Origin of the sequence: Vibrio sp. 779(2023), assembly GCF_033344285.1 — a bacterium.
GTDB classification, from domain to species: domain Bacteria; phylum Pseudomonadota; class Gammaproteobacteria; order Enterobacterales; family Vibrionaceae; genus Vibrio; species Vibrio alginolyticus.
Map to the genome: position 1 here is coordinate 1 of NZ_JAWPOM010000211.1, position 1,072 is coordinate 1,072.

At 42.0% G+C, this 1,072-nt stretch carries 1 protein-coding gene and 1 pseudogene; both read left to right on the forward strand.

Annotated elements, in window-relative coordinates:
- Nucleotides 1–829, forward strand: an 829-nt coding sequence (locus tag R8O70_RS26140) for a putative capsular polysaccharide synthesis family protein (RefSeq protein WP_318184578.1), incomplete at its 5' end; no start/stop codon positions are given.
- A pseudogene (locus R8O70_RS26145) lies at nt 826–1,072 on the forward strand (capsular biosynthesis protein); the annotation flags it as partial. The gene R8O70_RS26140 and the pseudogene R8O70_RS26145, both read left to right, overlap by 4 nt.

Consider the following 1,072-nt stretch of genomic DNA (forward strand, 5'->3'; position numbering starts at 1 on the left):
ATACTCTATCGCTCGACAATTTGAAAAGAACCGAGAACTTCGGGCTGATAACTTCATCTTGGTGTATCAAATGGGGAAAGTGGGCTCATCGTCTATCGAGCATACTTTGGAAGCGCGTAATATTCCGAGCTATCACATCCACACGTTTGACGATCATGAAGAATTTCACATGTACCACAACAAAAAGGATGTGAGTAAATTCTTCGATTTTAAAAATCGCGCGATGTACCGTTTGGTTCTGAATCAACGCAAGCGCATTTTGCATAAGCGCGAGCAAATCAAGATCGTTACATTAATCCGTGACCCGATTGCGACAGTTTTCTCCCGTTTTTTCCAAGATTTGCATCTGCAATTTATCGAAGGCAAAAAGAACGACGCCATCCACCGCGATATGGAAGTGACCTACAAGCATCTCGAGCATTGCTTTGATAACTACATCAACCTGAACTACTTCGCAGATTGGTTCGATAACGAGCTAAAACGTAACTTCAGCATCGATGTCATGCGCCAAGAGATCGATAACACTCAACCATTTTTCACGTTCAACAATGACAAAGCCAGCGTCATTCTCATTAAGTGCGAGCAACTGAGTTCCCTCGACAAAGAGATTGGAGACTTCCTAAATGTCGACAACTTTGTTCTGAAAAACAGCAATGAAGCAAAGAACAAATGGTATTCCAACATCCACCAATACTTTAAACAGCATTACGATTTTTCTAAGTTGTTTTACATGTATGACTTACCGCTTTATCGCCATATTTACTCGCAGCAAGAACGAGAAGCTTTCAAAACCAAGTGGTTAAAAACTCCAGGGACAAAGTCAGCATGAAAAAAGTACTGCATATTACCGAAGCCTTTGGTGGCGGTGTTCAAACCGCACTGTACAGCTATGTACATTCATCTCGACATGAACCGTATGAACACTTTTTGCTTGCTAGAGCGCGTCACAATGATTTAACCAAAGACAGCAATCACGATGTTTTTGCTCAAACGAAATGGGTGGAAGGTGGGCTTCTGCAGTTTGTGCGAGACGCCAATCAAACCATCAATGACATAAAACCCGATATTGTGC